Annotated in this window: 24 protein-coding genes; 12 read left to right on the forward strand and 12 right to left on the reverse strand. The window is 71.8% G+C overall.

Annotated features, from left to right (window positions below; all coding sequences use genetic code 11):
• Positions 1 to 95 precede the first annotated feature (95 nt).
• Entirely contained in the window at positions 96 to 953 is an 858-nt protein-coding gene (locus GON04_RS17690) for an endonuclease/exonuclease/phosphatase family protein (RefSeq protein ID WP_157399347.1), read from the forward strand.
• Here GON04_RS17690 and GON04_RS17695 read toward each other — a convergent pair.
• Positions 917 to 2,179: an MFS transporter gene (locus GON04_RS17695; RefSeq protein ID WP_157399348.1), complete on the reverse strand. Its 1,263-nt coding sequence runs from the start codon at positions 2,177 to 2,179 to the stop codon at positions 917 to 919. The genes GON04_RS17690 and GON04_RS17695 overlap by 37 nt on opposite strands.
• 175 nt (positions 2,180 to 2,354) lie before the next feature.
• Here GON04_RS17695 and GON04_RS17700 point away from each other — a divergent pair, with 175 nt between their 5' ends.
• From GON04_RS17700 to GON04_RS17715, 4 genes are all read left to right on the forward strand, one after another.
• Complete coding sequence (locus GON04_RS17700; protein ID WP_157399349.1) at positions 2,355 to 2,981, forward strand: CDP-alcohol phosphatidyltransferase family protein; 627 nt, start codon at positions 2,355 to 2,357, stop codon at positions 2,979 to 2,981.
• Positions 2,978 to 3,505, forward strand: coding sequence for an RNA 2',3'-cyclic phosphodiesterase (thpR, locus tag GON04_RS17705; RefSeq protein WP_338051002.1), 528 nt, complete (start codon positions 2,978 to 2,980; stop codon positions 3,503 to 3,505). The genes GON04_RS17700 and thpR overlap by 4 nt, the downstream gene beginning before the upstream one ends.
• A 163-nt stretch (positions 3,506 to 3,668) precedes the next feature.
• A complete protein-coding gene (locus tag GON04_RS17710; RefSeq protein WP_157399351.1) occupies positions 3,669 to 4,469 on the forward strand; it encodes a DUF6502 family protein in 801 nt (266 codons plus the stop codon).
• On the forward strand, positions 4,466 to 5,764 hold the full coding sequence (locus GON04_RS17715; protein ID WP_157399352.1) for a DUF5666 domain-containing protein: 1,299 nt from the start codon (positions 4,466 to 4,468) through the stop codon (positions 5,762 to 5,764). Before GON04_RS17710 ends, GON04_RS17715 begins: the two co-directional genes overlap by 4 nt.
• Positions 5,765 to 5,777: 13 nt before the next feature.
• On the opposite strand, the gene GON04_RS17720 is transcribed toward GON04_RS17715, so the two are convergent.
• From GON04_RS17720 to GON04_RS17745, 6 genes are all read right to left on the reverse strand, one after another.
• On the reverse strand, positions 5,778 to 6,398 hold the full coding sequence (locus tag GON04_RS17720) for a hypothetical protein (protein ID WP_157399353.1): 621 nt from the start codon (positions 6,396 to 6,398) through the stop codon (positions 5,778 to 5,780).
• Between the two features lie 43 nt (positions 6,399 to 6,441).
• Complete coding sequence (locus GON04_RS17725; RefSeq protein WP_157399354.1) at positions 6,442 to 6,759, reverse strand: PilZ domain-containing protein; 318 nt, start codon at positions 6,757 to 6,759, stop codon at positions 6,442 to 6,444.
• An 83-nt stretch (positions 6,760 to 6,842) separates the two neighbouring features.
• The gene (locus GON04_RS17730; protein WP_157399355.1) at positions 6,843 to 7,157 is read right to left on the reverse strand and encodes a PilZ domain-containing protein; all 315 of its coding nucleotides are present in this window, start codon (positions 7,155 to 7,157) and stop codon (positions 6,843 to 6,845) included.
• 133 nt (positions 7,158 to 7,290) lie between these two features.
• On the reverse strand, positions 7,291 to 7,737 hold the full coding sequence (locus GON04_RS17735) for a DUF2721 domain-containing protein (protein ID WP_181653636.1): 447 nt from the start codon (positions 7,735 to 7,737) through the stop codon (positions 7,291 to 7,293).
• A gap of 3 nt (positions 7,738 to 7,740) precedes the next feature.
• Entirely contained in the window at positions 7,741 to 8,742 is a 1,002-nt protein-coding gene (locus GON04_RS17740; protein ID WP_157399356.1) for an aldo/keto reductase, read from the reverse strand.
• A gap of 35 nt (positions 8,743 to 8,777) precedes the next feature.
• Positions 8,778 to 9,401 (reverse strand): YidB family protein, encoded by a 624-nt coding sequence (locus tag GON04_RS17745; protein WP_157399357.1) that lies wholly within the window; start codon positions 9,399 to 9,401, stop codon positions 8,778 to 8,780.
• A gap of 270 nt (positions 9,402 to 9,671) precedes the next feature.
• Between GON04_RS17745 and GON04_RS17750 the strand changes: the two genes are divergently transcribed.
• Both GON04_RS17750 and GON04_RS17755 read left to right on the forward strand, forming a co-directional pair.
• The gene (locus GON04_RS17750) at positions 9,672 to 11,225 is read left to right on the forward strand and encodes a WD40/YVTN/BNR-like repeat-containing protein (protein ID WP_157399358.1); all 1,554 of its coding nucleotides are present in this window, start codon (positions 9,672 to 9,674) and stop codon (positions 11,223 to 11,225) included.
• A gap of 282 nt (positions 11,226 to 11,507) precedes the next feature.
• Positions 11,508 to 13,061 (forward strand): WD40/YVTN/BNR-like repeat-containing protein, encoded by a 1,554-nt coding sequence (locus GON04_RS17755; protein WP_157399359.1) that lies wholly within the window; start codon positions 11,508 to 11,510, stop codon positions 13,059 to 13,061.
• 27 nt (positions 13,062 to 13,088) lie between these two features.
• Here GON04_RS17755 and GON04_RS17760 read toward each other — a convergent pair whose 3' ends face one another.
• Positions 13,089 to 15,116, reverse strand: a complete 2,028-nt coding sequence (locus GON04_RS17760; RefSeq protein ID WP_157399360.1) for a penicillin-binding protein 1A — start codon at positions 15,114 to 15,116, stop codon at positions 13,089 to 13,091.
• Between the two features lie 180 nt (positions 15,117 to 15,296).
• On the opposite strand from GON04_RS17760, the gene GON04_RS17765 reads away from it, so the two are divergent.
• Positions 15,297 to 15,953, forward strand: a complete 657-nt coding sequence (locus GON04_RS17765) for a class I SAM-dependent methyltransferase (RefSeq protein ID WP_157399361.1) — start codon at positions 15,297 to 15,299, stop codon at positions 15,951 to 15,953.
• Here GON04_RS17765 and GON04_RS17770 read toward each other — a convergent pair.
• The 3 genes from GON04_RS17770 to GON04_RS17780 form a co-directional block, all read right to left on the reverse strand.
• Complete coding sequence (locus GON04_RS17770) at positions 15,916 to 16,518, reverse strand: DUF2889 domain-containing protein (RefSeq protein WP_157399362.1); 603 nt, start codon at positions 16,516 to 16,518, stop codon at positions 15,916 to 15,918. The two genes, GON04_RS17765 and GON04_RS17770, sit on opposite strands and share 38 nt — an antisense overlap.
• Positions 16,519 to 16,528: 10 nt before the next feature.
• A complete protein-coding gene (locus tag GON04_RS17775) occupies positions 16,529 to 16,966 on the reverse strand; it encodes a helix-turn-helix domain-containing protein (protein ID WP_157399363.1) in 438 nt (145 codons plus the stop codon).
• A 175-nt stretch (positions 16,967 to 17,141) separates the two neighbouring features.
• The gene (locus tag GON04_RS17780; RefSeq protein WP_181653637.1) at positions 17,142 to 17,753 is read right to left on the reverse strand and encodes a DedA family protein; all 612 of its coding nucleotides are present in this window, start codon (positions 17,751 to 17,753) and stop codon (positions 17,142 to 17,144) included.
• A 132-nt stretch (positions 17,754 to 17,885) separates the two neighbouring features.
• On the opposite strand from GON04_RS17780, the gene GON04_RS17785 reads away from it, so the two are divergent.
• The 4 genes from GON04_RS17785 (at position 17,886) to GON04_RS17800 (ending at position 21,938) form a co-directional block, all read left to right on the forward strand.
• Positions 17,886 to 18,689 (forward strand): dioxygenase family protein, encoded by an 804-nt coding sequence (locus GON04_RS17785; RefSeq protein ID WP_157399365.1) that lies wholly within the window; start codon positions 17,886 to 17,888, stop codon positions 18,687 to 18,689.
• On the forward strand, positions 18,682 to 19,326 hold the full coding sequence (gene ypfH / locus GON04_RS17790) for an esterase (protein WP_157399366.1): 645 nt from the start codon (positions 18,682 to 18,684) through the stop codon (positions 19,324 to 19,326). Before GON04_RS17785 ends, ypfH begins: the two co-directional genes overlap by 8 nt.
• A 119-nt stretch (positions 19,327 to 19,445) precedes the next feature.
• A complete protein-coding gene (locus GON04_RS17795; RefSeq protein ID WP_181653638.1) occupies positions 19,446 to 20,708 on the forward strand; it encodes a phospholipase D-like domain-containing protein in 1,263 nt (420 codons plus the stop codon).
• Positions 20,709 to 20,939: 231 nt separating this feature from the next.
• Positions 20,940 to 21,938, forward strand: a complete 999-nt coding sequence (locus GON04_RS17800) for a hypothetical protein (RefSeq protein WP_181653639.1) — start codon at positions 20,940 to 20,942, stop codon at positions 21,936 to 21,938.
• 45 nt (positions 21,939 to 21,983) lie between these two features.
• On the opposite strand, the gene GON04_RS17805 is transcribed toward GON04_RS17800, so the two are convergent.
• Positions 21,984 to 22,550, reverse strand: a complete 567-nt coding sequence (locus tag GON04_RS17805; protein WP_157399368.1) for a DUF6869 domain-containing protein — start codon at positions 22,548 to 22,550, stop codon at positions 21,984 to 21,986.
• Positions 22,551 to 22,579: the final 29 nt, after the last annotated feature.

A 22,579-nucleotide genomic window follows, 5' to 3' on the forward strand; every position in this document is an offset into this window, starting at 1 on the left:
AGCAACCCATCCGTGTGCACGCAGTGGCAAGCGTCCGGTCTGACGCGCCGCCGCACGCTGCCTACACTGGTCGCCACAGCCACCGGGAAGCGCGCATGCTCGTCATCACCTGGAACATCCAGTGGGGCCGCGGGGTCGACGGCCGGGTCGACCTGCCCCGCATCGTGGCCGGCGCCCGCGCCCTGGGCGACTTCGACGTCCTGTGCCTGCAGGAAGTGGCGGACAACTATCCCGGGCTGGAGGGCCTCGCGGCGGGCGTCGACCAGTTCGCGCAACTGGCCGGGCTGCTGCCCGCCTACCACGCGGTGGACGGCGTGGCGACCGAGCGCCACACGCCGGGGCTGGGGCCGCAGCGCTTCGGCAACATGGTCTTCACCCGCCTGCCCCCGGTGCAGGTGCTGCGCCACCAGCTGCCCTCGCCCGCCGATCCCGCCAACCACAGCATGCCGCGGCTGGCGCTGGAGGTCGTGCTCGACGCCCCGGGCGGCCCGCTGCGCATCACCACCACGCACCTGGAGTACTACTCGGCCGCGCAGCGGCAGGCGCAAGTGGAAGCCTTGCGCGACCTGCAACGCACGGCGGCCGCCCACCCCTCCCCCGGCCTGCCCGGCCAGGAGGGCACGCCGTTCGAGCCCCGCCCGCGCGGGCCGCGCGCCGTGCTGACCGGCGACTTCAACTGCGCCGCCACCGATCCGGCCGTGGCGCGCCTGCAGGAGCCGGTCGCCGGTGCCCCGCGCTGGGTCGATGCCTGGACGCTCGCGCATCCCGGCCAGCCCCATCCCCCCACCCTCGGCCTGCACGACCGGGCGCAGTGGAAGGGCTTCACGGGCAGCTTCGATTTCCTGTTCGTCAGCCAAGACCTGGCCGGGGCCGTGCGCCGGATCGAGGCCGACCTGCAGACGCAGGCGTCCGACCATCAACCGGTCCTGCTCGAGCTGGACCTGAGCCGGTAGAGCAGGAACAGCACGATCGCCAGGTTGAGCGCGTTCCAGGCGATGCCGTTCAGGAACGCGGCGCGGTAGGAACCCGTGAGGTCGAACACGGCGCCCGACATCCAGCCGCCCAGCGCCATCCCGAACAGCGTGGCCATCAGCACCGTTCCGACCCGGGCGCCCGCCTCGGCCGGCGGGAAATGCTGTCGCACGATGAGCGCGTACGACGGCACGATGCCGCCCTGGAACAGCCCGAACATCGCGGACACCAGGTAGAGCGACATCATCCCGGCGGCGGGCAGGAAACTCAGCAGCGCGATGCCCTGCAGCACCGAGCCCAGCAGCAGGGTGCGCAGGCCGCCGATGCGGTCGGAGATCCAGCCCGACACCAGCCGGCTCACCACGCCCATGCCGAGCATGAGCGCCAGCATCTCGGCCCCGCGCGCCGCGCCGAAGCCCAGGTCGCTGCAGTACGCGACGATGTGCACCTGCGGCATCGACATCGCCACGCAGCAGGCCACGCCCGCCACGCACAGCAGGGTTTGCGCCACTCCGGGCGCCAGGCCCATCGGCCGCGAACCGGCTGCGGGCGCCGGCACCGGGCCCGCGGTCGGGGCCGGCGCCGCCAGCACTGGCGGGCGCGGCCGCAGGAACAGCGCCAGCGGCAGGATGGTGACCAGGCAGAACACGCCGATGCCGACGTAGGTGTTGCGCCAGCCGTGGCCATCGATGAAGTGCTGCATCACCGGGGGCCACACCGCGCCGGCCACGTAGTTGCCGCTCATGCAGATCGCCAGCGCGATGCCGCGCCGCCGGTCGAACCACAGCGAGGTGTCGGACACCAGCGGCGCGAACGTGGCCGAGGTGCCCAGGAAACCGAGGAACAGGCCCTGGGCGATGCAGAACGTCCACAGGCCCGGCGCCAGCCCGGCGGCGATGAAGCCCACCCCCAGGCCCACGCCGCCGACCAGCACCGGCCACATCACGCCGAAGCGGTCGGCCATGCGGCCCATGACGACGCCGCCCACCCCGAAGCCGATCATGGTCAGGGTGTAGGGCAGCGAGGCATCGCCGCGGGCGACGCCGAATTCGACCTGGATCGCGGGCAGCACGACCGTGACGGCATACATGCCGGCACCGCCGATGGTCATCAGCACCAGCGACACGGCCAGGCGCAGCCAGGCATAGGTGGACTCGATGGCGGCGGCCGCGGCGGGCGCGCCCCGCAGGACGGCGGCGGAGGTCATCGGCGCATTGGACACGGCGCCGCAGCCCGGCGCATCGGGAACATCCTGCTTGCGCGCGCCCCGTCGGACGGCACCGACAAGCGCCGGTGCCCCGTGCCGACTCAACCCTGCCGCACAGCGACTAAGGTGAGCCGATCCATCGACCGGCCCTCCCAACCCATCCACCGTCCCTGCCATGCACACCGTCGCCCCCCGCCACTTCTCGATGCTGCGGGGCTTCCACCTCGCCGACTTCTTCACCCTCGGCAACGCCGCCTGCGGCGTCGGCGCCGTGTTCCTGGCCATGCGGTACCTGGTCAGCGGCGAGACGCTGCATTTCTTCGCCGCCGCCGCCCTGGCCCCCGCAGCGTTCATCTTCGACGTGCTCGACGGCCGCATCGCCCGGGCCCGCCACGAGCACTCCCCGCTGGGTCGGGAGCTCGATTCGCTCTCCGACGTGATCTCGTTCGGCGTCGGTCCGGCCGCCCTCGCCTTCGCCGCCGGCGCCCAGGGCGGCTGGGACGCCGCCGCCCTCATCTATTTCGTGTGCTGCGGCGTCAGCCGACTGGCGCGCTACAACGTCACCGCCGAATCGCTCAGCGGTGACAGCGGCAAGGTCTCGCATTTCGAGGGCACGCCCATTCCCACCAGCGTGCTGCTCACGGCCGTGCTGGCATTCGCCGCCTGGCAGGGCCGCATCGGCGAGCAGCTGTGGGGCGGCGCGATCGAGCTCGGCCCATGGACGCTGCACCCGGTGGTGCTCCTGTTCGTGCTGTCGGGCAGCCTGATGATCAGCAAGACGCTGCACATTCCCAAGCCGTGACGATCGCTGGCGTCCCTTCCCTGCGCCTGTTCCTTGCCCTCTGGCCCGACGACGCGACCCGCCGCTCCCTGGCCAGGCAGCAGCAGGAGTGGGGCTGGCCGCCCGGTGCCGCACTGGTGCCGCCGGAGAAGCTGCACGTCACGCTGCATTTCCTCGGGGCGGTGCCGGCGACCCGCCTGCCGGCCCTGCGCCCGCTGCTCGCAGTGGCGGGTCAATCGTTCGAACTGGGTGCCGAGGGTGCCCGCACGAAGGTGTGGCCGGGCGGCATCGCCGTCCTGGAACTCGCCGCGCCACCTGCGTTGCAGGAGCTGCACGCGGCACTGGCGACCGCGTTGCGCAACCAGGGCTTCGCGAGCGAACTCCGGGCCTACCGTCCCCACGTCACGTTTGCGCGCAAGGCCACGGGCGCGCGGCCGCCGGGAGCCGTGCGGCCCTTCGCATGGCGCTGCGACGGCACGTGGGCGCTGGTTCGCAGCAGCCCGCGCGAGGGCTACCAGGTGGTGGCGGTCGATGCGCTGCGCTGACCTGGTCTTCGGAACGGCAGAGGCAATCATGCCTCTGCCGTTCCTTCCTGAGCATGGCTCCTTCGGACTAGCCAGTGGCCCAAGGGAGTCAGGCGGCTGGGAAAAAGGAGCATTCCACTGGCAACAGGCGGAACAATGCACCGAGACCCACTCTCCTCACACAATGCAAGAACGCCTTTCCTGGGCCCAAGCCGCCTGTGCGCGCGTGATGCGCCCCCTGGTGCGCCTGGCGCTGGGCATGGGGCTGAAGCACCCCCACCTGGAAGGCATGCTGCGCGACCTGCTGCTGGAAGAAGCCACGCGCCTGTGGCAGCGGCAGGGCGTCGCAGCCCCCAACATCAGCCAGCTCGCCGTCACCACCGGCCTGAACCGCAAGGACGTGACGGCGCGCGTGCGCCGGCCGGCCGATCCGCTGCCGCACACCGAACTGTCGGCGGCGGCCAAGACCTTCACCCGCTGGCTGCAGCTGGCCAGCGAGGACCCGGCGCTGGCGGTGCTGCCGGTGGCCGCCAACGGCCACGGCCTCTCGTTCGAGGACGTTGCCCGCGAGGCCAGCCGCGGCGACGTGCACCACCGCGCGGTGCTCGACGAACTGATGCGCCTGGGCATGTGCTCCCGCGTCGATCCCGGTCGGGTCGAGCTCACCGCCGAGGGCTTCGTGCCGGCGTCCGACCTGCAGGGAACGCTGGCCTTCCTGGGTGACAACCTGCGTGACCACGCCTCCGCCGCCGTCTCCAACGCACTCGCCGAGGCGCCGCTGCTCCTGGAGCGCGCGGTCTACGCCGAGGGCCTGAGCGAGGCCGACTGCGACGCCGTGCACCAGTGGATGCGCCACCGCTGGAGCGGCCTCCACCGCGACCTGGTGGGACAACTCAGCGAGGCGATCGCGCGCAGCGGCGCCCAGGGGGAGCGCCGGCTGCGCATCGGCGTGTACGTCTGGCACGGCGACCGGGAGCCATCATGAAGCGGCGCGAGGTCCTCGCCGCCACCGCCCTGGGCCTGCTGCTGCCCGGCTGCGGCGGCGGCGGAGGCGGCTTTGCCTCTCTCGGCTCGATCGGGTCAATCGGCTCGGGCGGCACCGGCATCTCGCCGGGCGGCATCGGCTCGGGCGGCACCGGCGTGGTCGTCACCACGGTCGGCCCGGTCGATGGCTTCGGCAGCATCATCGTCAACGGCATCCGGTTCGACATCGAGACCGCGCAGTTCGACCTGCGCGACCAGGGCGAGCTGCGGCTGGGCATCGTGGTGCAGGTGGTCGGAACCTACGATCCCGCCACCAACCAGGGAACGGCATCCCTGGTGTCGTCGTCCGCCGACCTGCGCGGCCTGGTGGCCGGCCTGGACCGCACGGCGCGCCGTTTCGCCGTCAAGACGATCGAGGTCCAGGTCGACGACAGCACCGTCTTCGCCGGCGGCCTCTCCGGCCTGGCCGACCTCGAGGACACCCAACCCGTGCAGGTGCATGGCCTGCCCGGCGGCAACGGACAGCTGCGCGCGACACGGGTGGAACTCGTGGCCACGCTGGGCGCCCCCGTCGTGAGCGGCATCGTGCAGGCGAGGGACCCGGTCAACCAGACCTTCCGGATCGGTGACCAGCTCGTGCGTTACGACAAGGCGACGTCGGGCAGTTCGGGCGCCCCCGCCACCGTGGCCGAGGGCGACCTTGTGAAGATCCGGGCTTCGGTGGCCGCCCCCGTGCTGGACGCCACGAGCGTCGAGCCCTGGTCGCAGGCGCCCGCCAACGACGAGTCCCTGAGCCTGGGCGGCCTGGTGAGCGACTTCCGCAGCCTGGGCTCGCTGCGCGTGGACGGACGGGCGGTCGATGCGTCGGGCGCCAACGTCTCCGGCGGTCCCGCTTCCTCGGTCGGCAATGGGGTCCGGGTGGACGTCACGGGCGTGGTCCGGCAAGGCGTGCTGGTCGCCAGCCGGCTGCGGTTGCGCGGTGAGCCGTCGTCCGGGTCGACGCCCACGACGCCCACGACGCCGACGACCCCGACTACCCCGACAACGCCCGGCACACCGACGACCCCCGCGCCGACCGCCAACGAGGCCGCCTTCAGCGCCGAGGGCACCGTGGGGTCGTTCCGCTCGGTCGCCGAGTTCAAGATCAAGGGCCAGGACATCAACGCCAGCCGCGCGACCTTCGTCGGCGGCACCCAGGCCTCGCTGCGCTCGGGGGCGAAGGTGCTGGTGACCGGCTCGCGCGTCGTCGACGACGTGCTGCAGGCCGACCGGGTCGAGTTCCGGGAGGACCGCTAACCCGGCCTGCTGTTCAGCGGCCGGGACCGCCGCCGCTGGGCAGGAAGCCTGGCCTGGTCGCCTCGAAATCGGGGCCCGACGGGGCCTCCTTCATGGCAGCGTCGCGGATGGCGAACAGTGCCTGCAGGTCCTCGGCCACGTCGTCGTCCACCCCCGCGGTGCCGGCGAGCGCGGCGGGAGCCGTGCCCTGCGCCCCTTCCTTGTGCCACGCGCCACCCTCCGGCAGGGCACCGCCGGACTTGGCGGTGATGCCGGCGAACTGCCAGGAAATGCTGAGCAGCCAGTCCCAGGCACGCGGATCGAACTTCTCGATCTCGGCCATCAGGCTGCTCTGGAACGAGGGGATGTAGGTGAGCAGGCTGGCCTGCCCCTGCTTGACGACGAACTGCACGTGCAGGCCGCTGCGGCGCTTGCTGTTGACCACCGGCAGCATGCGGCACTCGATCCAGTCGGATGGCACGGCATGCCGGCGCATGGTGTCGCGCAAGGTGAGCTGCACCAGCTCGCGACGCGCCGCCTCGCGCTCGGCCGCGTCGTCGTCCGGGTCGTCGCTCTCCTGGAAGCGGGTGCCCGAGACCGGGCCGGAGTCGGGCTCGGCACGCTCCGACTTGAACAACTTGTTGAGCAGCCCCATGGCCGGATTATGGCCCGGCAGCCCAGCAGGAGCGCCGGGAAAGTTATTCGAGGAAGGCCGTGTTCAGCCTGGCGCCGACGGTGTAGCCGCCAGCGCAGGGGTCGCAGCGCACCACCGTGGCGAGGCAGCGCAGCGGGAAGTTGTGGCCATCCAACAGGTATTCGACGGTGAGGTCGATTTCCTCGCCCACCGTGTAGGGCTCGCGGGCGGTAAACGACAGCCCGCTGACGCTCAGGTCGCGCGTGATGCCCGCCCGGTCCGATCCCACCGCGAGCGGCAGCTCCATCTCGAAGCGCTCGGCCCCGCGCTGCTCCTCGCGCCGCCGCAGCGGCACCACGACCCGGTGTTCAACGGTTGCCATCGTGTCCTCCTGCGCCGCGACACCGGCGCGCTGTCCATGTCCATCCATGCCCCGGCGCGCCCGGTCGCCGTGGCGCCCTCCGGTCAGCCGGTGCCGCCTTCCTGCGGCACGGCCTCCTGGAACAGCGGCTCGTTCAGCCGCACCGCGATGTTGTAGTTGTCGCCGTGGCGCTCGACCCGTACCACCTGGCCGCGGCAGTCCACGGTGAACGGCCGCCCGCCGGACTGGTACTGCAGGCTCAGCGCCACCTGGGCGCCCAGCTGCGGCGCCTGCGCGGCTTCGAGCAGCACACCGGTGGCGCTGATGTCATGGCAGGCACACTCCTCGCCTTCCATCGTGATGGGCAGCGCCAGCCCGAACCGATCGGCCGAGCGCTGGCGTAGCTGGACATCCTGCATGTCTTGGGTCTCCGTGGCGCATCGCGCTCTGCCAGGCAGGGTAGGCAGCGATGCCGCCTCAGCTTGTAGGAGCAGGTCGTATCAATCTGTCGGGATCGGCAACACGACGAGACGCGTGTTGCAACGCGTAGCGCTAGCGCCGCACCCGGAAGTTCAGCAGGCGCGTCGCCACGAAGGTCTCGGCCAGGAAACACAGCAGCGCGAACAGGAAGCAGGCGACGCCCAGCAGGAAACTGCCCACCGCCACCACGCTCACCTTCACGGCCGTGGTCTCGCCCAGGAACAGGATCAGGATGGTCAGGCCGATCAGGAAGGCGCACGACGTGAGCAGCGCGATGCAGCCGTTGGCCAGCCGGCCGCGTTGCCGCAACTCGGCCAGTTCCGCCTCGGCGCGGTCCAGGAAGTCCGCATCGGTGCTGGTCCGCGCGCGGTCCTCGACCAGCCGGGCGCGGTCGATGATGCGCGCCAGCCGGCCGGCGACGGCGCCGATCATTCCCGAGACGGCGGTCAGCAGGAACACCGGCGCGACCGCCAACTGGATGCCGTGGGTGATGGAGCTGGTGTCCAGCGGCAGCGCCACGGCTCAGGCGCGCCGGGGCGGCAACGGGTAGGACGGATCGGTGAACCCGGGTGTGGACGGGTGCCCGGGGGCCACCAGGGAGTCGACCAGGGCCTCGTCCGCGGCGTCGGGCACGAAGTCGATCGCCGGCAGGTAGGCCTGCCACTGCTCCAGCGTGCGCGGGCCGGCGATCACCGACGACACGGCGCGGTGCGCCAGCACCCAGGCGGTGGCGAACTGGGCCAGGGTGACGCCCCGGGCCGCGGCATGGCCCTGCAGCTGCTGGGCGATCTGCAGCGACTCGGTGCGGAACTCGGTCTCGCCGATCCGCTTGTCGCCGCGGCCGGCGCGGGTGCCTTCGGCGGGAGGCTGCCCAGGCAGGTACTTGCCGGTGAGCACCCCGCGCGCGATGGGGCTGTACGGCACGACGCCGATGCCGTGGTGCGCGCAGGCCGGGAGCACCTCGACCTCCGGCATCCGGTTGAGCAGGTTGTAGTACGGCTGGCAGACCACCGGCCCCGGCATCCCCAGCTCGCGGGCGATGCGCACCACCTCGACGATGCGCCAGCCGCGGAAGTTCGACACGCCCCAGTAGCGCAGCTTGCCGTCGCGGATCATCGCGTCCAGGGCGCGCAGGGTCTCTTCCAGGTCGGCGTCGGGCTCGTCGCGATGCAGGTAGAGGATGTCGATGCGGTCGGTGCGCAGGCGCTGCAGGCTGGCCTCGACCTCGCGCAGCATCCAGGTGCGCGAGTAGTGCCCCTGGTTGGGCCGATCGCCCATCCTGTTGCCCAGCTTGGTCGCCAGGACCCAGTCGTCGCGTTGGCCTTGCAGCAGCTCGCCGACCATGGTTTCGGACGCGCCGCGCGTGTAGACGTCGGCAGTGTCGATGAAGTTGACGCCGCGCTCTCGGGCGTCGGCCACGATCGCGCCGGCGACGGCGGCGTCGGTCTGGTCGCCGAACATCATGGTCCCCAGGCACAGGGCCGAGACCCTCAGGTTGCTCTTGCCGAGCTGACGGTAGTGCATGGACGCAAGCTTAACGCCCGCGCCGCCCCCTGGCTTCAGCGCAGACCGGCCAGCAGGTCGTCCAGGGCCGATTGCCCCGCATCCAGCCGCTGGTCGGCATCGGGCTCCAGCCGGCCGTCGGGCGAGAGGCGGTCGACCATCTCCGGCAGGATCTGCGCGAAGCCGCTGGCCACCTCGTTCTGGTCGACGCCGAGCCGGCTCGACAGGCTGGCCAGTTCCTCGGAGCCGACCAGGTCGTGCACGGCGGAAGGCGCCAGCGGCTGGTTGGCACCGGTCCCCAGCCACGAGTCGGCCTGTGCCCCATAGCCGCGCTGGCCGGCGTTCTGCAGCACTGCGCCGATGCCACCCTGGCGTTGCACCCACTGCATCGCTAGCGGCACCAGCATCGCCAGCAGCGCGCCGCCGCTGCCGCCCAGGCCTCCCGTCCTGGCGCCCATGCCGCCGCCCTGGCCACCGAGTCCGCCCAGGCCGCCCAAGCCGCCCAGTCCACCCAGGCCGCCCGGGTCGCCGCGCGAGGCGCCCGTCGCTTGGCCTAGGCCGCCCCCGCCCAGGATGCTGCCGAGGATGCCGCCCAGGCCGCCGGCACTGGCGCCGGGCGCAGCGCCGCCGCGGCCCCCCAGCACGCTGCCCAGGATCTGGCCCAGCAGTGGATCGTTCATCTCGCTCTCCTTGTCGTTGCGGGGAGGCGAAAGCTAGTCCACGGCCGGCGTGCCGCCTGTAGGTCAGGAACGCGCATTGCCGGGCGTTCACGGGTGAGCAGCACGCCATGGCCCAGCCGTTCGCAATGGCTCTGCCGGGCCATTCGGCGACTGCCCTCTCCTACGTCGATTTGCTCCTTGGCGGCAACCGGCAGAGGCTGGGAACTCCGACCATCCAATGCGACGTGCAAGGAACGAACCGCGTCATTCAACGCAACTTGGAGGTACCGAATGATCAAGCGAGCAACGAGACAAACGATCCACATCACGGCTGCGCTGGCCGCGTTGTGGCTCACCGCTTGCGGCGGTGGTGGCGGCGGCGATGGCGCGGCGGCCCCCATCGCCGGCGGGCCCCCGCCCGCACCAGCGCCCGCTCCCGGTCCCGCTCCTGCGCCCGCTCCGGTCGCCGGCACGACCCTCATCACGGGCGACACGCAGGCAGCCGCCAACCAGAGTTACGGCGTCAACGCTGCCGGCGCCGGCCCGGTCACGATCACGCTGCCGGCTACCGCCGGGCTGGCGGTCGGCGACACCGTGTCCGTCACCGGCGTCAGCGCCGCCGCCTGGCAGATCGCGCAGAACGCCGGCCAGACCATCCTGACGGGCGCCATCGGCGGCAATCCGGCCGTCACCGGCAATGTGCTGCCCGGGACGACCTGGACGCCGTCGACCATCGCCGCCACGCCCTGGCATTCGGTCGCCATGAACCCCGCCGGGGATGTGGTGCTCGCCACCAACATCCGGGGCGCCGTCGGCACCGTGCCGAGCAACGTGCACATCTCGACCGACGGCGGCGCGACATTCGCCAACAGCGCCGACCTGCCGGTGGACCAGGCCTGGATCCAGGCCGACATGTCGGCCGACGGCCAGCGCATGGTGGCCATCGCGTTCGGCGGCGGCATGTGGGTGTCGACCAACAAGGGCGTGAACTGGACGCAGGTGAGCGGCGGCGCCGCGGTCAACCTGGCCGCGCGCGACTTCGAGTCGGTCACCATGTCCGACGACGGCCAGCGCATCACCGCGGTGATCATGAACGGACCGGTGGTGAGCTCCGCCAACGGCGGCACGACCTGGGTCGTGGGCACCTCGGCCGGCGCCGCCCTGACCAAGCCGTGGCGCTCGGTCGACAGCTCGCCCGACGGCCTGAACCTGGTCGCCGTGTCGCAGGCGGTCACCGGCGCCAACGGCCAGGTCTATACCTCGGCGGACGGCGGTGCGACCTGGACCCTGCGGCCGGTGACGGTCACCACCGCCGGCGCGGCCATCACCGAGAGCGGCTGGTACCGCACCCGCATGTCGCGCGTCGGCAATGTGATCGCGATCGCGGCCAACAGCACCTTCGCGGGCGGCAGCGGCGCCAGCACGATGTACATCTCGAGGGACCTCGGCGCGACCTGGACGGCTTCCGGCGCCACGGGTGGCGACTTCACCGGCATCGCGATGGACGAGACGGGCACCGTGATCGGCGCCACCAGTTCCAACGGCACCGCCGGCAGCGTGCAGTTGTCGACGGATGGCGGCACGACCTTCCAGCCGCTGACGGTGCCTGGCGCAACCAACTTCCGGCAGATCGCCATGGACCGCTTCGGTGCGGCGATGGCGGTGGTGACCGGCACGTTCACGACCACCAGCGGTCAGCTGTTCACGTCGATCGGCAACCGCACGACGACAGGCACTACCGGCGCGCTCGCAGGCGGTGACACCGGCGAGTCGCTGCAGCTGCGCCACGAGGGCAACGGCGTGTTCAGCGTCACCGGGTCCACGGGCTCGTTCACCCCGCGCTGAGCGGGAGCCAGCCACACACAAAGCTGTCACCCTTCAGGGAGGGCGACGAAAGCCGGGCCGCAAGGCCCGGCTTTTTTCTTTTGGCTTGGCCGGCCTCGATCCGCCGGTTCCGCTCCATCCCTCTCCGGCCCTGCCCTTCCATGGCCCGTTCGGGCTCGGCGTGCGCCCGACAGCAGCATCCCGGCCGGTCCTACGGGCAATGGCTGAGATGGACCACGCCTGCTGGCTCTGCCGCTGCGGACACTGCGACCCACACACGCAACACAGGGAGTGGTTCGACAGATGGACGAGAAGAACGAGCAACCGATCGGGCGGCGCTGCGGCGCCCTGGCGCTGTCGGCGCTGGCGGCCCTTTGCCTGGCCGCGTGCGGCGGCGGAGGCGGTGCCGACGCATCCGCGGCGAACGGCGCCGGACAGCTGGCCGCCAACGGCCCGGTTGCGCCCGCTGCGCCTGCGCCCGAACCCGAGACCATCCCCGCGCCGGCGCCGGCGCCGAACGCAGGATCTGAACCGGCACCGGCACCGGCACCGTCTCCCGCTCCCGCTCCGAGTCCTGCGCCCGCACCCAGTCCGGCGCCGGCCTCCCTGCAGGCCGCGCCGAATGGCAGCTACACGGTCACCTCCGACGGCAGCACGGCCGTCGTGGTCACGCTGCCGCGCGCCGAGGACCTGCGCGCCGGCGATCGGGTCCGCGTCGCGGGCACGGGCACCGCGCCCTGGCGCCTGGCCCAGAACGCGCTGCAGTACGTGGACACCGCCGGCCTGCCGGGCAACAGCGTGCCGGGCGCGGCCTGGACCGCACGCGTGCCCGACCCGGCGTCGCCCGACCTGCCGTGGGCCGGCACGGCGATGTCCGCCAGCGGCAACCGCATCGCCGCAATCGCCAATCCCGGCGGCGTCTACCTGTCGGGCGACGGCGGGGCCAGCTGGACCCGCACGACGCTGCCGTCGACCAGCTGGACCCAGGTGCTCATGTCCGCAGACGGCAGCCGCCTGGCTGCGGTGGGCGCCGGCACCCTGCACGTCTCGTCGGACTTCGGCGCCACCTGGTCCGCCCGCAGCGCCACGGTCGCCTGGGCCGCAGTCCACATGAGCGACGACGGCCAGCGCATCGTGGGCGTGGGCGGCGGCGCCGTGCACGTCTCCACCGATGCCGGCCTCACCTTCACGCCCGTCGCCGGCACGGCCGGCACCGACTGGCGCGCCATCGCGGGCTCCAGTGACGGCCTGCGGCTGGTGGCCAGCGCCTCGCTCTACACCGGCGACCCGGCACGTCAGGGCGTGTACGTCTCCAGCGACGGTGGCGCCACCTGGACGCGCCGCCTCGGCAACGGCAACTGGACCCACGCTGCAGCCAGCGCCGACGGCCAGCGCATGGCGGTGCTCGACAACGGTGGCAACCCGTGGGTGAGCGACGATGGCGGCGCCAGCTTCACCGCACGGTTCAGCTACAGCGGCTGGAGCGGACTGGCCATCTCGCGCGACGGCCAGGTCGTCACGGCCCAGGAGCCACGCAACGATGCCTACGGCCACCGCGGCTACGTCTTCATCAGCACCACCGGCGGCAACGATCCCTGGGAGTGGCGCGCCGCCGACCTCAACCTGACCTGGCGCGGCATCAGCCTGTCGTCCGACGGCAACCGGTTCGCCGCCGCCGACAACGGCCTGCCCGGCTCGGCCGGGGGCAGGATCTACACGTCCTCCGGCAACCGCACGGCCGGAGGCACGGTCGGCTCGATCACGGGCGGCCAGGGGCAGATGGTGGAAGTGACCTACCAGGGCAACGGCCGGTTCACGGTCACCGACCACGCCGGCGGGCCGTTCACGATCCGCTGACGGCCTTGCCCTCCGGGGCGGGTCGACTCACTGGAAGATCTTCACCACCGCATCGAGCACGTCGTTCACCATGCGCTCGATCGGGTCGCGCTCCTTCTCCCTGGGCTTGGGCCTGGGCCGCGGGATCGCGAATTCCGCCTGCGGATCGATCCAGCGGTTGCGCTGCGCCTGCTGGAAGAACTCGCCCACGACGGGCAGCGCGCTGCGCGCGCCCGGCCCCCAGCTGTCCGGCATGGTGATGCGCTGGTCGTTGAAGCCGACCCAGGCACCGGCCACCAGTTGCGGGTGCGCCAGCATGAACCAGCCGTCGGCGTTGTCCTGCGAGGTGCCGGTCTTGCCGGCGACGTCCGCCGTGATGCCGTAGCGCGTGCGGATGGCGGTGCCGGTGCCCTCGTCGACCACGCCGCGCAGGGTGTTCACCAGTGTCAGCGCGGCCGGACGAGGCAGTGCCTGTTCGCTGCGCGACGGCACGAACCCGGCCAGCACCTTGCCCGACTTGTCCTCGATGCGCAGCACCAGCATGGGCTCGGTCCAGATGCCGTTGTTGGCGATCGCGCCGTAGCCCGCCACCATCTCGCGCAGCGTGACCGGGCTGGTGCCCAGCGCCAGCGCCGGCACCTCGTCGAGCCGGCTCTCGCGCACGCCCATCGCCTGCGCCAGGCGCGCGACGCGCCCAGGCCCGACCTTGTCCATGAGCTGGGCCGTGATGCTGTTGCGCGACTGCACCAGCCCGTCGCGCAAGGTCATGGGCTTGCCGGTGGGCGGCGTCACGTCCTTGGGGCTCCAGACCTCCCCGGCCTTGCCGCGCAACTGGACCGGCTGGTCGACGAAGGTGTCAGTGGGCCGATAGCCGTCGGCGAAGGCGGCCCCGTAGACGAAGGGCTTGAAGGTCGAACCCGGCTGGCGCCGGGCCTGGCTCACGTGGTCGAACTGGTCGACCTCGAAATCGCTGCTGCCCACCCAGGCCAGCACGTGGCCGTTGCGCGGGTCCATGGCCAGGAAGCCCGCCTGCAGCAGCGCGCGTTCCTGGTCCCTGGAGCGCCGGCGGTCGGCCAGCGGCTGCAGTTGCGCCAGCTGGTGCGCGACGGCCTGGTTGGCGGCCTTCTGCAGCCGGGTGTTGATGGTGCTGCGCACCACCAGGCCGTCGCCGTGGATGTCGAAGCCGTTGCGGTCGGCCCAGGCGATCAGCCACTTGCGCAGGTACTGGGCCACGTGCGGGGCCGGCCCCAGCGGCGCGTCCTGGCGTTCGAAGTCCAGCCGCAGCGGCCGCTGTGCCAGCAGCCGGGCCCGCTCGGGCTCCAGCACGCCGCGGCGCGCCATCTGGGACAGCACGACGTTGCGGCGGTCTCGCGCGCGCTCGGGGTTGAGCACCGGGTTGTAGTAGCTCGTGCCCTTGAGCATGCCGATCAGGGTGGCCGCCTCGAGCACGTCGAGCTGGCTGGCCGGCTTGTCGAAGTAGGTGCGCGCGGCCATCTCGATGCCGAACGCGTTGTAGAGGAAGGGCACCGTGTTCAGGTAGGTCTCGAGGATCTCCTGCTTGCTGTAGACCGCCTCGATCTTCAGCGCGGTGATCGCCTCCTTGACCTTGCGGTGCAGCGTCGGTGCCCGGCCGATCTCGTCGGGGTACAGGTTGCGCGCGAGCTGCTGCGTGATGGTCGAGCCGCCCTGGCGCTCGCCGCGCAGCGTGTGCCAGGCCGACGACGCCGTGCGATACAGGTCGATGCCGTGGTGCTCCCAGAACCGGTGGTCCTCGGTGGCGATCAGTGCCTGCACGACCGGCTTCGAGACCTGCGCCAGCGGCACCCACTGCCGGTGGACGCGCTGGTAGGTCGCCAGCACGATGTTGTCGGCCGACACGACGACGGCCGGCGCGTCGACCTTGGCCTTGCGCAGGTTCGAGATGCCGGGCGTGAATGGCACCAGGACCAGCACGTACAGCAGCGCCGCGGCCGGCAGCAGCGCGGCGGTTCGCCAGGGGTGGCGACGCAGCGCGCCCCACCAGCGCGCCGCGCGCGCGCCCACACCGTCGATCACTTCACGCACCCTCGTTCGCATCCTGCCTGCCTTGCCCTCGCTGAGGACGGTCCTGCATCCACTGTAGGGACTGCCTGCGTTTCACTGTGTTTCCTCCCGCCCCTGAACGCGACGGTGATCGCTGTCGGCCCTGTCCGACAAGGTGATGCGCCACCCACCTCCAGAATCGGGACGCCCGCAGCCAACAAAACCACAACCCTCATGGCCATTCCATCCCAACGCCCGGTCCGCGATGCCGGGCCGGCCACCTTGTCGGCCGCGCCCGCCACCACGGCTCCGCAGCGCGACAACCTCGAATTCCTGCGTGGCTTCCTGCGCAACCCCGCCCAGGTCGGTTCCGTGATCCCGAGTTCGCACCGGCTCGAGCAGCGCCTGGTGCGCAGCGCGAAAGTGGCGAGCGCGCGCACCGTGGTCGAGCTGGGCCCGGGCACCGGCGGGACCACTGCCGCCCTGCTGCAGGCGATGCCGGCGGGCGCACGGCTGCTGGCGATCGAACTCGACCCCACGTTCCACCAGCACCTCATGCAGATGCTGCACGACCCGCGCCTGTTCCTCGAGGTCGGGAGCGCCGAGCGGCTGGCCGAGTTCGTCGCGGCCCGGCGGTTGCCCGCGCCGGACGCCATCGTCTCGGGCATCCCGTTCTCCACCATGCCGGCGGACGTTGCCGATGCCATCGCGCGCTCGGTCGCCGCCACCCTGCGGCCGGGCGGCCGCTTCGTCGCCTACCAGGTCCGGGCTCACGTGGCTGCGTACACCACGCCGCACCTGGGCGTGCCGGACAGGCAATGGGAGCTGGTGAACATTCCGCCGGTGCGGGTGTTCACGTGGACGAAGGCGGATTCTTCTTCGGCATCCTGACCCGCTGCCAGCCCACGAACTGCGGGTAGTGCCGGGCCACCACCGCGCCGTCGGTGTCCCAGGCAATGCAGCGCCCCAGGTGGTAGGGCGGCTCCCTGGCCTCGCCCGGCCTGATGCCCGCCAGCCGGCGCTCGCGCTCGCGCCAGGGAAAGACAGCCTGGTAGGCCGCGGTGGCCATGTTGAACAGCAGTTCACGCAGGTGCGTACAGCCGCGCACGCCGCCCAGCGCCTTCTCGATCGCCTGCCGCCAGCCCGGGCCCAGGGTGGCGCCCACCATCTGCTGCATCGGGTCGTTGCCCTGCTGGCACTCGCCGAACGGGGCGTGGTCCATCGCGGTGGCGATGGCACGGATGGTCATGCTCTCGTCGATGGTGAGCCGGATCAGCATGTGGTGAATGGGCTCGCCCGCCGGCTTCTCGCTGCCGTCGGACCGGGTGAAGCCATACGTCTTGGTATCGGCGAGCTCGGCCTCGATGTCCCAGAGGCCGTCCTCGCGCAGGTAACCGCGGTAGGTGACGGCACGCGTGTGAAGGTACCGGCGCGGCGCCGGCTCGGGCAAGGGCATGGCGTGCGCCTCAGGCCGCCAGGCGGGCCATGGCCTCGCGCTTGCCCATCTTGCGCAGCTGGGCGATGGCCTCGAGCTGGCGCGCGCGCGGACGCGTCTTGCCGCTCTCCCACTTGTAGACCGACAGCGCCGACACGCCCAGGATGTGCGCGACCGACGCGGCCGACAGCCCCAGCCGCTTGCGCTGCGCGGCCAGGCCCTTGGCCGAAAAGCGCAGCGACGGGCCGCTGTCCTCGTCGTCGTCGTCGGCGGGGGCCGCCTGCGCCTTGCCGCTGCTCCTGGCCAGCCGCTTGACCTGTGCCTCCAGCGCCTGAAGGCGGCGGCGCAACTCCGCGATCTGGCTGCGGTACTGCGTGACGGATTTCTTCAGCTGCTGCGTCTCGGACCGCAATTCCTTGCGGGCCACTCGTGACATTTCGTTCTTCAGCACGGCGCCGATATTGGGCATGGTGTTTCTATCCCTCGTTGGCACGGCAGCGGCCCGATTCGGCGGCGGGCATCGTCTGCAAGGTCGGGCTGTCTCCCTTCCCGCATCTTAGCCGCAGCACGGTCGCGCCACTTTGCAACGACCGGCCCGCGCGGCCACGCGCCTCGATACCGGGCTGCGAACAGTCAGGCCCCGGTCAGCGGCGGCGCCGGCGCGCCAGCAGGACCCAGCCGACCGCCACCAGCACGAGCACCGCCACGGCCGGCAGCAGCACGGACTGCCAGCGCTCCAGGTGCCCGACCACGGCCTGCCACTGCCCGCCCAGGGCCCGCACGGTCCACACCAGCAAGGGGATCTCGACGGCACCCGCCAGGCCGTCGTACAGCCACAGGTCGCGATGGCGCAGCTTCAGCGAACCGGCCGCGAACAGCACGGCGCTCCTCAGGCCGGGCAGGAAGCGCACCAGGGCCAGCGCGGCCGGCCCCCAGCGCCGCACCCGAGCCTGCATCGCTTCCAGGCGGCCGGGCGGCAACGCGCGGGCGGCCAGCCGGTGGCGAAGCAGGCGCGCGCCGAAGCGATGGCCCCAGTGGAACACCAGCGTGTCGGCCAGCAGGATGCCGGTCCAGGCGACGATGGCCAGCGGGACCGGTTCCATGATGCCGTGCAGGGTGAGCGCGGCGGCGGCCAGCAGCAGCAGGTCTTCGTTGATCGGCAGCCCGAACCCGCTGCCGGCCAGCGCCGCGAACACCAGCGCGTACGCGGGTGCGCCCTGCAGGGCCTGCAAGGACCCGAGCACCGTCTCCAGCATGCCTGGATTGTCGCGGGGTCCGGCCCGGCGTGGGTCGACTCGCCCGCGATCCGGAACAATGTGTCCCGATCCGGGGTCTTTCATCCGATGGCTGGCGTCCTTACAGTCATGGTTGCTCCGCCAAGGACCCTCATGCCTCGCCTCCCTTCGCTCTTCGTTTCGCACGGCTCGCCCATGTTCGCGCTCGAGCCCGCCCAGGCCGGCCCCCAGCTGCGCGCCCTGGGCGCCTCGCTGCCGCGGCCGCGCGCCGTGCTCGTGCTGTCCCCGCACTGGATGACGCCCGGCGTGCGCGTCACCACCACGGCCGCGCCGGAGACCATCCACGACTTCGGCGGCTTCCCCGCCGAGCTGTACACGCTGCAGTACCCCGCCCCCGGCGCACCCGACGTGGCTGCGCGCGCACTCGAGCTGCTCAACGCCGACGGCTGGAACGCGACCGCCGACACCGAGTGGGGCATGGACCACGGCGCCTGGGTGCCGCTGCGCCACCTGTTCCCCGATGCCGACGTGCCGGTGCTGCAGGTCTCGATGCCACGCAACCTCGACCCCGAGGGCGCGGTCCGGCTCGGCCGCACCCTGGCGCCCCTGGCCGACGAGGGCGTGCTGCTGCTCGGCTCGGGCAGCATCACGCACAACCTGTACGAGTTCCGGCATGACGTCGGCGCGGCCGGCCCCGGCTACGCCTACGAGTTCGTCGACTGGGCGCGCCGCGCGGTGACCGGCCACGACGGCGACGCACTGGTGCACTACCTCGAGCGGGCCCCGCACGCGCGGCGTGCCCACCCGACGTCCGAGCATTACCTGCCCCTGCCCTTCGCCTATGGCGCCAGCGCGCCCGGCGCGCCGGTGCAGGTCATCGACGGCGGCATGACCTACGGCGTCCTCGCGATGGACGCCTACCGGTTCGGCGACCTGGCGCAGGCCTCCCATGCCTGAGGCGCTGGTGCTCCACCGCCCGCCGGGCGGCAAGGTGAAGCAGCTCGTGCTGCTGTTCCATGGCGTCGGTTCCGCGCCGCCGTCGATGGCGCCGCTGGGCCGCCGGCTCGCGGCGGCCTTCCCCGATGCGCTCGTCGTCGCCGTGCCGGGCGCGCACGCGTCCGACCTGGGCCAGGGCCTGCAATGGTTCTCGGTGCGCGGTGTCACCGAAGCCAACCGCGGCGAACGCGTGGTGCAGGCCATGCCGCTGTTCGTGGCGGCCGTGCGCGAGCAGCAGGCGGCCGCGGGCGTCGGTGCCGACGAGACCGTGCTGGTCGGCTTCTCGCAGGGCGCGATCATGGCGCTGGAGTCCGCGGCGCGCGGACACCGGCTCGCACGCCGCATCGTCTCGATCGCGGGCCGCTTCGCCGATCGGCCCGCCGCCGTTCCCGAGAGAGTTGCTTTCCACCTGCTGCATGGCGCCGACGATCCCGTCATTGCGTACCGCGACGGCGAACGGGCGGAGCAGGCCCTGGTCGAACTCGGCGCCGCCGCCACCATCGACGTGCTGCCCGCCACGGGCCACACGGTCAGCGTGGCCATGGAACACCTGGTCGTGCGGCGCCTGCAGAGCGACACGCCTTCGGCCGCGCACTAGGCCGGAACCGGCTCGCCGCCTGCAACGCCATGGCCCACCCGGGCCATCGGCGCCCCATGGGCCTCGGCGTCCAGCCTACGCTGTGGGTCCCACCACCGAGCGGCAGCAAGACACAGTCCATGGGCGAAGGTTTCTGGATCGGCCTCCCGGCCGGCATGGCCGTGCTGTTGGCGATCGTGCTCTGGTCCGCCCGGCGGCACCGCAGCCCGAAGCTGGAGGTCGACTGCGACGCGTCCATCGAGCGGCTGATGCCGTCGCTGGCGGGACTCACGCTGGGCCTGGCCGTCGGGGGCAACCGGCTCGACGTGCTGCAGAACGGCCACTATTTCGACGTACTGGTCGAGCGCATCGGGCAGGCCCGGCGCACCGTGCACTTCGAGACCTTCCTGTGGAAGGAAGGCGTGCTCGGCGGCCGCATCGCCGCCGCGCTGGCCGAACGGGCGCGCGCCGGCCTGACCGTGCGCGTCATGCTGGACGCCACCGGCAGCCGCCAGATCGGCAAGGGTGAGCGCCGCCTGCTGGAAGAAGCCGGCTGCAAGCTGAAGTTCTTCCACAAGCGCACGATCTACAACCTGGGCGTGCTCACCGACCGCGACCACCGCAAGATCGTGGTGCTCGACGGCCGCGAGGCCTTCGTCGGCGGCCACTGCATCACCGACGACTGGCTCGGCGATGCCGAGGACCACCTTCACTCGGCCGACGTCAGCGTGCACGTGCACGGCCCCGTCGTCCATGCGATCCAGGCCGCCTTCAGCGAGAACTGGGCCGGCGAGACCGGCGAACTGTTCGTGGGCGACGCGGTCTTCCCGCCGCTGGAGCCTGCCGGCGACACGCTCGTGCACGCCGCCTACGTCAAGCCCGAGAATTCGGCGCCCGCGGTGAAGATCCTGCACCACACGGTGCTGGGCCTGGCACGCGAGCGCATCTGGATCCAGAACCCCTATTTCATCCCCAAGGCCGAGGCGATCGAGGGGATGGGGGCCGCGGTGCGGCGCGGCGTCGACGTGCGCGTGCTGATGCCATCGATCGGCGGGTCGGACAACCCGCTGGTGCAGCATGCCGGCCACCGCAACTTCGAGAAGCTGCTGCGCTGCGGGGTGCGGCTGTTCGAATATCCGCACACGCTGCTGCACCAGAAGGTCATGACCATCGACGGCCGCTGGTGCGCCGTGGGATCGACCAACTTCGACGATCGCTCGTTCGACACCAACGACGAGATCACGCTGTCGATCCTGGATGCCGCCCTGGCCCGGCAGCTGGACGCCATCTTCGAGCGCTACGTGGCCCGTGCGCACGAGATCCAGCTCGATGCGTGGCAGCGCCGTGGCGCCTGGCACAAGCTGGTCGACAACGCGAGCTACCTGCTCAACGACGTCTTGTAGAAGCCGCGCTGGGGAGATGCCCCACCCGGATAGGGGCACATCGCACGCAGAGCCAGGCGCTTGCGCCCACCGTGCCTGCGACAAGGGGACGCCTGCTCGCCCCGCGACCGATGGGTCGAATCGCGCGCCGATGGCACGCACCATGCAAGGGCATGGCCCCTCCGGCAGGAACCGTCTCCATGCGTGGCGATGGACTCCCGTCCCGGCGTAGTCATCCACTGGGAGACCCCCATGAGCATCCACCTGAAGCTTTCCGCGCTGCACCCACTGGCCATGGCCGTGGTGGGCAGCGCACTCGCGCTGGCCGCACCGCTGGCCCAGGCCGCCTCGTCCAAGTTCTGCGAGGGCGGCGGCTTCTCCGTCGTGCGCGCGGGGCAGCCCGTCGTCAGCGGCGACCGCGACGTCCGGCTGCCCGCCGGCACCCTGGGGCAGACCTTCACCGTGCGCGGCCGCTACGTGCAGTTCCAGGTGGTCGCCGCCACCTTCGGCATCCAGGACTACCGCTTCCTGGCCTCCAATGCGCCGGGCACGCAGACCGTGGGCGGCGACGCGCCGGTGTTCGAGGCCAAGATCCCCGACCACCGTGGCCGGGTGCTGGCCGGCGACGTGCTGGTGGAAATCAAGGACGACAGCATCGAGCTGTCGCGCACCGGCACCGGCCTGAGCATGAAGATCCAGGCGAAGGACTGCACCCAGGGCGGCCTGTTCCAGATGGAGCCCGAGCGCGCCGATGGCACGGCCACCCGCATCCGGCACGTGCTGGCTGCCGGCACCTTCTACTTCGACAACCCCAACTTCCGCGCGCGCGAGGGTGACGTCGTGCCGTTCAACCCGAGCGACCCGGCCCGCGCCACCACCGTCACGGTCGCGCCCCGCATCAACTGGGCCAACGACATCTCGCCGGTCTTCGTGGGCCGCGACAGCGCGCAGGTCGCCACCCGCGTCATCCCGGCCGGCTGCGACAACCAGATCCGCCGCCGCGACAACACCTTCGCCACGGTGCAGCACTGCGGGCGCGAGTCCATCTGGGACGTGGCCAGCGGCGGGCGCATGGGCATGGTGACGGGCGAGGACGGGACCGAGGTCGCACCGCCGCCCACCAACTGCGTGCAGAACTGCCAGGCGCAGAACCGGGTTCGGGGCGGTGCGGTGGTGCTGGGATTTCCGTTCCCGGTGCCCGCCGACGTGCGCCTGCGTCCGGACTTCTCGACCGGCAACCTGACGCCGTGACATCCTGAAGGCCGCCGGGGCGCCAGCCCCGGCCGGACCGCCCCGTCAGTGCAACTGGTGCAGCGGCAGGGGCGGCACCATCGCCTGCCCGGCCTGCGACCGCACGGCGGCGATGCGCTCCCAGACTTCCGGCCGTCCGCACTCCCATGCGCCCTCGAGCAGGCGGCAGAAGGCGGGATCGGTCCAGGCCTGCCAGACGATGCGGTCCGCGAAGGCCGTGCCGGCCTGCTCGATCAGGTCTTCCAGCGGCCCCGCGGCCAGCACGCCCAGCACTTCCGGATCGGACGTGACGCACAGCACCGCGAGGATGGCGCGCCAGCAGTCCTCGAGGCGGCCCGCCTCCGAGAACAGCATGAACCGTTCGACCGCCCACCACAGGGGGTGCGTGTCCAGGGCCAGCAGGTCGGGATCCTGCTGGGCCAGGCAGTAGGCACGGGCCCAGTCGATGATCTCGGCGGGCGTCAATTCCACGGCAGCGGCAGCATCGTCCACGGTGCGACCGCAGCGCACCTGCAGCTGCATCGGTGGCACAGCGGGAATCGGGCGCGCCAGGCGCGCGACGCGGCTGGCGTGGGCCAGCACGAAACGGCGGCGGGGCGGGCAGGTTCGCATGCAGGAGTCTCCGGCGAGTCTTGCCGTTT

Source organism: Ramlibacter pinisoli (genome assembly GCF_009758015.1).
GTDB lineage: Bacteria > Pseudomonadota > Gammaproteobacteria > Burkholderiales > Burkholderiaceae_C > Ramlibacter > Ramlibacter pinisoli.

What these genes read in the sequence shown, in the direction of transcription:
- GON04_RS17690 (WP_157399347.1), top strand. Translation starts at nt 96, where the DNA reads ATGCTCGTCATCACCTGGAACATCCAGTGGGGCCGCGGGGTCGACGGC.
- GON04_RS17695 (WP_157399348.1), bottom strand. Translation starts at nt 2,179, where the DNA reads ATGACCTCCGCCGCCGTCCTGCGGGGCGCGCCCGCCGCGGCCGCCGCC.
- GON04_RS17700 (WP_157399349.1), top strand. Translation starts at nt 2,355, where the DNA reads ATGCACACCGTCGCCCCCCGCCACTTCTCGATGCTGCGGGGCTTCCAC.
- GON04_RS17710 (WP_157399351.1), top strand. Translation starts at nt 3,669, where the DNA reads ATGCAAGAACGCCTTTCCTGGGCCCAAGCCGCCTGTGCGCGCGTGATG.
- GON04_RS17715 (WP_157399352.1), top strand. Translation starts at nt 4,466, where the DNA reads ATGAAGCGGCGCGAGGTCCTCGCCGCCACCGCCCTGGGCCTGCTGCTG.
- GON04_RS17720 (WP_157399353.1), bottom strand. Translation starts at nt 6,398, where the DNA reads ATGGGGCTGCTCAACAAGTTGTTCAAGTCGGAGCGTGCCGAGCCCGAC.
- GON04_RS17725 (WP_157399354.1), bottom strand. Translation starts at nt 6,759, where the DNA reads ATGGCAACCGTTGAACACCGGGTCGTGGTGCCGCTGCGGCGGCGCGAG.
- GON04_RS17730 (WP_157399355.1), bottom strand. Translation starts at nt 7,157, where the DNA reads ATGCAGGATGTCCAGCTACGCCAGCGCTCGGCCGATCGGTTCGGGCTG.
- GON04_RS17740 (WP_157399356.1), bottom strand. Translation starts at nt 8,742, where the DNA reads ATGCACTACCGTCAGCTCGGCAAGAGCAACCTGAGGGTCTCGGCCCTG.
- GON04_RS17745 (WP_157399357.1), bottom strand. Translation starts at nt 9,401, where the DNA reads ATGAACGATCCACTGCTGGGCCAGATCCTGGGCAGCGTGCTGGGGGGC.
- GON04_RS17750 (WP_157399358.1), top strand. Translation starts at nt 9,672, where the DNA reads ATGATCAAGCGAGCAACGAGACAAACGATCCACATCACGGCTGCGCTG.
- GON04_RS17755 (WP_157399359.1), top strand. Translation starts at nt 11,508, where the DNA reads ATGGACGAGAAGAACGAGCAACCGATCGGGCGGCGCTGCGGCGCCCTG.
- GON04_RS17760 (WP_157399360.1), bottom strand. Translation starts at nt 15,116, where the DNA reads ATGCGAACGAGGGTGCGTGAAGTGATCGACGGTGTGGGCGCGCGCGCG.
- GON04_RS17765 (WP_157399361.1), top strand. Translation starts at nt 15,297, where the DNA reads ATGGCCATTCCATCCCAACGCCCGGTCCGCGATGCCGGGCCGGCCACC.
- GON04_RS17770 (WP_157399362.1), bottom strand. Translation starts at nt 16,518, where the DNA reads ATGCCCTTGCCCGAGCCGGCGCCGCGCCGGTACCTTCACACGCGTGCC.
- GON04_RS17775 (WP_157399363.1), bottom strand. Translation starts at nt 16,966, where the DNA reads ATGCCCAATATCGGCGCCGTGCTGAAGAACGAAATGTCACGAGTGGCC.
- GON04_RS17780 (WP_181653637.1), bottom strand. Translation starts at nt 17,753, where the DNA reads ATGCTGGAGACGGTGCTCGGGTCCTTGCAGGCCCTGCAGGGCGCACCC.
- GON04_RS17785 (WP_157399365.1), top strand. Translation starts at nt 17,886, where the DNA reads ATGCCTCGCCTCCCTTCGCTCTTCGTTTCGCACGGCTCGCCCATGTTC.
- ypfH (WP_157399366.1), top strand. Translation starts at nt 18,682, where the DNA reads ATGCCTGAGGCGCTGGTGCTCCACCGCCCGCCGGGCGGCAAGGTGAAG.
- GON04_RS17795 (WP_181653638.1), top strand. Translation starts at nt 19,446, where the DNA reads ATGGGCGAAGGTTTCTGGATCGGCCTCCCGGCCGGCATGGCCGTGCTG.
- GON04_RS17800 (WP_181653639.1), top strand. Translation starts at nt 20,940, where the DNA reads ATGAGCATCCACCTGAAGCTTTCCGCGCTGCACCCACTGGCCATGGCC.
- GON04_RS17805 (WP_157399368.1), bottom strand. Translation starts at nt 22,550, where the DNA reads ATGCGAACCTGCCCGCCCCGCCGCCGTTTCGTGCTGGCCCACGCCAGC.